This window comes from Clostridium muellerianum, assembly GCF_012926525.1.
Taxonomy (GTDB): Bacteria; Bacillota; Clostridia; order Clostridiales; family Clostridiaceae; genus Clostridium_AM; species Clostridium_AM muellerianum.
In genome coordinates, this window is the sequence record NZ_JABBNI010000041.1 from 1 (window position 1) to 7,720 (window position 7,720).

Below are 7,720 nucleotides of genomic sequence, written 5' to 3' on the forward strand. Positions count from 1 at the left end.
TGTCATGCAGTCAAGGGTGGCGATTATAGCAACCTAATCTTATCTTTGAAAAAATAAGCAACCTCATGAGCTCTTACGAGCATATTTTTTGAGCGTTATTTTTTCATAGCAAACTTTACACTATCAATTAACTCCCAGAAATTGTTAAATTATTAACTTTTACTGATGCCGATGATACTGATCCTTTAAAATTTATATCATCTCCAATTTCCTCAATATTGTTTATTAGGTCAAACATGTTTCCTGAAACAGTTATCTGATTAATACATCTTCCAATTCTTCCTCTCTCAATAAGAAAACCTATAGCATAGAGAGAAAAGTCTCCTGAAACATAATTAATGCCAACATTAGTTCCTTGAAGCTCTACAATATAAATACCATTTTGCATACTGGAAATTATATTTTCAACTGATTGTTTTCCAGGTTTTAAATATACGTTATGCGGTCCTACAGAAATTGTAGATCTATATCCATTTTTCACAGCATTTCCTGTAGATTCAGTTCCAGAATTCTTTGCAGTTTTTCTATTATGTAAAAAGCTAAGAAGTTTACCATCTCTAATTAATTCTATTTTTCTTGTTGGATATCCCTCTGCATCAAAAGCTGCGGCACCAGGAACATTTTTCATTAATGGATCTTCTATTATTGTTATATTATCTCCTGCTATTTTTTCACCCAGCCTTCCCTTAAGTTTAGAAAAGCCCTTTTCCACTGCTTCACCAGAGAGATTTGAAATTATAATATCTAATAATTCACTTGCGGTATCATGTCTAAAAATTACAGGGTAATTTCCAGATTCAATTGAATCTGCTCCAAGCTTCAAAGTGGCTTCCCTGGCAGCTTTTTCTGCTATTCTTTTTAAATCTAATTCAGAAAAATCTCTTAGACTAAAATCATCATAATAACCTGTGGTAGTTTGATTTCTATCATTGGCCATAAGATAAACCCATGCTGATACACTTGTATATTTTGAATGACAATTCAATCCTTTGGTATTTATAATGGCAACCTCACTTTCAAATTTTGAAATACCAGCTTCAATTACATTTTTTATACGAGAATCACTATTTAAAGCAATGGATTCCATTTGAAAAGCAGCTTCAATTAGCTTTTGAGGTTCAATACTTGAGATATTTTTAGAATAGTTATTAATGCTATTATAGTCTTCAGCACCATCATAAAGCTCATATTGTTCATCAAGTTCAATAATCACTGCATTTTCTTTTGCTTCTTTAATTAAAAAATCTATTGATTCATCATCCAACTTTTCTGTGTAGGAATATCCCATTGTATTATTGAATATACCCCTAAAGGAAACACCTCCATTTTCGTTAACCACATAACTACTAATTTTGTTTTGTGAAACATTAACAAAATTAGATTTATTGGTGGAATAGAAAATTTCCATATCAATAAAACCTTGCTGTTTACCCTTTTCAAAAAGACTTTTTTGAAACTCTAATATATTCATTTTTTATTCCTCCTCTCTTCCACCAACAGTTAATTCTGATATCCTAACAGTAGGTTGTCCTACTGTTACAGGAATTGATCCACTTTGAGAACTGCATGTTCCCATTTCAAGCTTCAAGTCATTTCCAACCATATCTATCTTCTTCAATGTATCAAGTCCATTACCAATTAATGCAGCACCTTTTACCAGCTCTGTTATTTTGCCATTCTTTATTATATAACCTTCGCTTACACTAAAATTATAATCACCTGTTGCAGGATTTACTGAGCCTCCTCCAAGATATTTTGCATATATTCCATATTCTGTATTCTTAATAATATCTTCTGGTTTTGATTGGCCTTGTGCAATAAAGGTATTATTCATTCTAGAGGTAGGTGCAAACTTATAGGATTCCCGCCTGCCAGAGCCAGTTGACGGCATTCCCATTTTTATACTTCCAAGCCTATCAATAATATAGCCTTTCAACATTCCATCTTTAATTAGCAGATTTCTTTTTGTATTCACCCCTTCATCATCGATATTTGAAGATCCCCATGTATTAGTAAGTGTTCCATCATCATATGCAGTTACAAGAGGTGAAGCAATAAATTGTTCTAACTTATCTGCATATATAGATGCTTTATTGGCAACACATGTAGTCTCTAATCCGTGTCCACATGCTTCATGGAACCAAACTCCTCCAAAACCATTACCAATAATAACTGGGAACTTCCCTGAAGGAGCATATCCTGCCTTCAACATATTTTTTGCTTTACTTGCAGCTTCAACTGCACAAGCTTCTATATCAAGCTGCCTCATATATTCAAGTCCACCAAAATATCCAGATGATTTATTCCCCATTTCTTTTATTGAATTTTCTTCAGCCATAACACTAATCCCTAAATTGCTTCTGCACCTGGTGTCTTCAGTAAGCAATCCTTCTGTATTAGCAATTATAATATTTTGAACAGAATCAGAAAAAGAAGTGTATGTCTCGGTAATAACTGAATCATAAAATTTTGCAGTTTGATGAGCTCTACGGAGCCAGTCTATTTTCTCTCTTTTACTTACAGTATCAGGCATAATGCGTATCTCATGCATATTTCTAACAATACTCTTACGCAAATCAATAGTAATATTCTTTTTCTGTGTACTTATTCCCTGTGCTGCAGTTCTGGCAACTTTTATAAGATTTTCTTCACTAAACTCATTGGTATATGCATAAACAAAATAGTCATTCTTTAAAATACGGATACCAATACCAAAGTCGCGGCCTGAAATAGCTTTTTCAAGAACCCCTCCAATCATATTAAAATTACTACTTGTTTTATCCTCTATAAAAATTTCTGCAAAATCTCCGCCAGTTTCCAAAGCAGCACAGAGAATTTTTTCTATTGTTGCTTTTCCTAACATTGTATCTCTCCTTTATACCAAGTGCTTTATGAATTTTAATACTTTTAAATATAATCTCCACCTAATAAAGATACTGCCCTATTTTCTCTTTCACTTGCTCTAAATTCATAAAACCAATATGTCTATCCATTACCTCCCCATCCTTCATAAACAAAATAGTTGGTACAGCTGTAACATCATTTTTAGCAGCAATACTCTCATTTTGTGTTGTATTAACCTTTACGACATTGATAAAATCAAGCTCGTAATTTAATTCCTCAATAACCTTTGAAAACATCATGCAGGGAGTACAGTTTTCTCCATACAAATCAACAATTACAAAACCTTCCTTAACAACTTCATCATAATTATTCTCATTAGCGTGTATTATTGCCATACTAATTCCTCCATATCTATTTAAAATAATTTTTTATATACATTTGACTATTCCTGAAACTCACAGTTAAATTTTGTTTCAAAATATTTTTCAATTTTTCTATATAAGTACATGCTATATTGTAATGAAATATATCTTAAAAAAGGATTCATTGCTTTTGCTGCTTCAATATCACCTTTATAATGTGACTTAGCCTCCTCTTTTATATATTCATCATACTTATTTTCATCAAATATAACTTTTTCTTCCTCAGCAAGCTTCATTGCAGTAAGAGTGCTTTTTAATTCATCTGCATAATATTTTTTAAGGTACTCCCTAAATTCTTCTACTGTGCTAGCTGGTACTCTTGCTTCCATTTGCTCTTTTGTCATTTCTTCAAAAACCAAATTTTCCTTTTTCGCTATAGCTCTGCATCTATCTAATTCAGAATCACATAGTTTTTCAATATCATCTTCTAACACCAAAAACTTGGATTTTTTAATTGCCTCATCCAAAACCATCCAGCATATTTTCTGTAATTTATCTACTTTAATCTCTGTAACCTTCTCATTGTAAATATTTCTTTTAAATTCATCTATAGTACCAATACCTTTAATATCAAGTTTCTTAATCATTTCATTTGTTACTTTTGGTATTACTTTTCTTTTAATACTCATAATTTTAACTGTTACAGAACTTTCATCAACATTTGTAGACTTAACTTCATTCTTTTTCATTCCTAAAAGTTCATCTTCAAAACTTTTATTGAACAACCCCATTCCTACAACTATTGGAAGGTTTTTTCTGTTAAATTTATCTAAACTACTTTCCATTTCTACAATAACTTGATCGCCCTTTTTTACTTCATCATCTGCATCAATACTTACAGCATTTTTTTTTGCTACAAGCATCAAAGAATTATCTATCTCACTTTTATCAATTTCTATCTTTAATAACTCCTCAGTAATTTTTACATTTCTGAAATCATAAATCTCTAATACTTTAGATTTGAACAATATCATCACTCCTCATAGCAGTATTTTGAATTTTCTCAACTTTATCTATAAACTTGTCCCTCTAGAGGTAATTTATCTATTTCTATAAATAATACTATTCTGTTTACTATCTCACAATACACTTTGTCTATTCTGGCAGTTTCAGTGTCTATTTTGTACTTTTTTAGTCATATAAAAAAATACACACTTTAAAAGCGAGTATTTTCTCTAATTATATTATTAAAAATAATTAGTACTTAATAGGAATTTGAGCTATAAAATGAATAATATTCTCTTCAAATTCAAGATATATAGTTCCATCATACTTTGAAACAATTTTCTGCACTGTATTAAGACCAATTCCTTCATGTGAGGTTTTCGTTGAATAACCAAAATTGAAGATATTTTTATAAGCACTTGGAGCTTTATTCAATCTATTAGATACCTTTATAACATTGTTACTGCTGCGTTTTAAAATCATAACCTGTATCCAAGGTGTATTGCCTGGATTCTGCTCAACTTCATCTATTGCATTTTGAACCAAGTTTCCAATGACCTTATTTATTTCATAAACAGTACATGGTATATGTTCTAAATTATAGTATATTAAAATTTCCAGCTGAATACCCTTATGTGCAGCTATTTCTCTAAAAGTATTAAGTAATGCACTAACTGCTGGATGGTACAAAGGCAGTACATCATTTGTAATGCTTGCATCTTTTACCATTGCCTTTACATAATTATTACATTCCAAATAGCTTTTGTTTTCCAACATACCAGAAATGGCCTGCAAATGGAAATTAAAATCATGGCGCTGAGAACGTATTATTTGCATAAGATTAAGCAATTCTGTTTGATACTGCTTATCTATAAGTACTTCTATCCTTTCCATTGCATAAAAAGATAATACTCTTATAAAGTAAACAACTAATATAAATACCACAGTAGTAAAAGAAACTAAATAAACCTGATCCTTAACAGGATATATACTTAAGCTTTTTATAATATATGTAATCCATATTAATATTACAGATAGAACAAATATCATTAATAGTAAATTATATTCAAACTTTACTTTTTGATTTTCCTTTGCAATTAAATACATTTGTACATTATCAGGAAATATAGAAATTTTTTTCCACTGTATGATAAATGCCAAGGAAACACATATTGTTATTACTATTAAATTCAAATATACACTATCTACTTTTAAATAATAATTAAATAAAATCTGACTTAAAACAAGCTGAATCATGAATAAAATTAATGCCAACATGGCTGCTATAATTGTAAAAAGGTAAGAGATATTAAAAACTCTTTTTAATATGGGAATTACTATTATAAACATACACATAAAAAAATAGTGTTGTATAAAAAACATTCTACAAAAAAACCAAAGTATACTAATAATTAAAGCTGCAATACTTAATGGTTTCATTATTTTTCTTGCTTTTTGTCCAATTAAAGAAAACCCAAATAAAAGTGAAGCAAATATTAAAAAGACCCATTTCCAAATACCAACAACATCCCAAAAATCAATATTCAAATCAATTCACCACCAAAGAAAAGAATATTACTTTTTTATCATAAAGATTAATAAAATTTCATTCCTTTTCGTATTAGTAACTCTTTTAATTCACTATACTTACCCCTGCTTAAGGGCAGTATTTCTTTCACATCTTTTAATTGAAGGGTATAAGCTCTTTTAAATTCATCTATATGTATGCTTTTTATCTTATCTATTGGAACTAAAAATGATTGATGCGAACGAAAAAAATTGTATTCTGCGAAAATTCCTTCTAATTTTTGCAATGAATCACTTGAAGTAAATTTTTCATCATTTTTGCAGACAATATATATTTTTCGCCCCACCTTTTCTATGTATAATATATCACTTACATTAATAATTTCCAGCCCGCCCTCAACATGAACTCCTATCTGAGCTTCTTTTTTCTCCTTATAATTATATTTTAAATCCTTTACTCTTGATAAAACCTGTTCTAACCTTAATAAATTTACCGGTTTTATAAGAAAATCTACTGGCTGATATTCATAGCCATCTAAAGCAAAATTAACATGACCAGTCAAAAATATAATCATTATATCAGGATAAGTTAATTGTATGTGCTTTGCAATTTCGAAGCCGCTAATGCCTTCCATCTCAATATCCAAAAATATCAAATCCACTCGATTTTTTTGCAAAAAACCAACAACATCTTCACCATTATTAATCTCTCCTACAACATTAACATAGCTAAATACATTTAAATTTGATTTTAAAATATCCAAACATATTTTCTCATCATCAACTAATAAAACATCCAATTGCGGATTCATTTTGATCCTCCTATAAAGCTGTAAGTACTACTACAGTGTTGAGATACTTTTTGATAACTAATATTTTATATTATTTTAACTTTACTTACAAGCACTTATTGTGATGGTGAGGGATCAATTTAAATCAAAACAAGCCTCTGATTATATAAAACTTCAGCGACTTGTTTATATTATAAATTATTTTATTTTTCAGTTTTAAAATTTCTAAATGGCACTTGGAAACTTCACCTTATCTGCTGTTATTTTTTTAATTTCCTTTACATCTTCTAAAATATCTTCCATATACCTGCTGCAATTTTTACTGTATTCAATGACCAAGGCTGCATTTGGAGTATATTTTGCATAACTTTGAAAAAAATCATCTATATTTAATTTTCCATCTCTTATTCTATTATGATTATCTTCTACACCATTATTATTATGAAGATGATAGGACACAATTTTATCCTTTAGTTCACTTATGACTTTAACTAGATTCCAGTTGTTTGCAAAGGCATGCCCAACATCAATTAATATATTATTATCAATACTCCTTGCCATTTCAATAAATTCTTCTTCATTGAACAAAACATTATTACGGGAAATTACACCTGCATTTTCAACAACAATGCCTATATTATATTCTTTAGCTAGTAAATTTAATTCCATCAAGTTCTCTGTTGAATTGTTTACCATTTCCATTCTGTCTTCAGGTTTCACTTCACAATTATTATGATGGTATACAATATATTTACTATTTATTTTTTTTGCCAGCTCAAAGGTTCTTTTAAAATACTCTTGTGATCTCTCATATTCTATAGTGCCATTTTTTTTAGAATGTTCTGTATAATAGTATGGTCCATGTAATGTAGATGGACTCTTTTTTAACTTATCCAAATTGTGTCTAAGTGTATAAATAAACTGCTTATCATGCCACTCAGGAAAAAGCTCTATGCCTACACTTGGATCATTAACTTTTCTTATTAGTTGAAAAACTTTTTCTAACTCACTAGGTTTATACATATTTGTGCTTATATAAATATTCATAATCATAACTCCTTTTCATATCTCGTGTAGCCTAGGCTACACGAATTGAATTCATTTAATTTGTACATTGTTTATATGTAATCAATGTAACTTTATAACTTTTCATATAATTTACCTCTAAGAACTTCTAATTGATCTTTAAGT

General features: G+C 29.6%; 7 protein-coding genes. All 7 read right to left on the minus strand.

Going from position 1 to position 7,720, the window contains the following annotated elements; translation table 11 throughout:
- Positions 1–127: 127 nt before the first annotated feature.
- Positions 128–1,471 carry a TldD/PmbA family protein gene (locus HBE96_RS17910; protein WP_169299090.1) on the minus strand — a complete coding sequence of 448 codons (1,344 nt, stop codon included), beginning with the start codon at positions 1,469–1,471 and terminating at the stop codon, positions 128–130.
- A 3-nt stretch (positions 1,472–1,474) separates the two neighbouring features.
- Positions 1,475–2,863 (minus strand): TldD/PmbA family protein, encoded by a 1,389-nt coding sequence (locus tag HBE96_RS17915; protein WP_169299091.1) that lies wholly within the window; start codon positions 2,861–2,863, stop codon positions 1,475–1,477.
- A 61-nt stretch (positions 2,864–2,924) separates the two neighbouring features.
- Complete coding sequence (locus HBE96_RS17920) at positions 2,925–3,239, minus strand: thioredoxin family protein (RefSeq protein ID WP_169299092.1); 315 nt, start codon at positions 3,237–3,239, stop codon at positions 2,925–2,927.
- A 47-nt stretch (positions 3,240–3,286) separates the two neighbouring features.
- Entirely contained in the window at positions 3,287–4,234 is a 948-nt protein-coding gene (locus HBE96_RS17925; protein ID WP_169299093.1) for a trigger factor, read from the minus strand.
- Positions 4,235–4,463: 229 nt separating this feature from the next.
- Positions 4,464–5,759: a sensor histidine kinase gene (locus tag HBE96_RS17930; protein WP_169299094.1), complete on the minus strand. Its 1,296-nt coding sequence runs from the start codon at positions 5,757–5,759 to the stop codon at positions 4,464–4,466.
- 47 nt (positions 5,760–5,806) lie between these two features.
- A complete protein-coding gene (locus tag HBE96_RS17935) occupies positions 5,807–6,550 on the minus strand; it encodes a LytR/AlgR family response regulator transcription factor (RefSeq protein WP_169299095.1) in 744 nt (247 codons plus the stop codon).
- Between the two features lie 204 nt (positions 6,551–6,754).
- Entirely contained in the window at positions 6,755–7,576 is an 822-nt protein-coding gene (locus tag HBE96_RS17940; protein ID WP_169299096.1) for a sugar phosphate isomerase/epimerase family protein, read from the minus strand.
- Between the last annotated feature and the right edge of the window lie 144 nt (positions 7,577–7,720).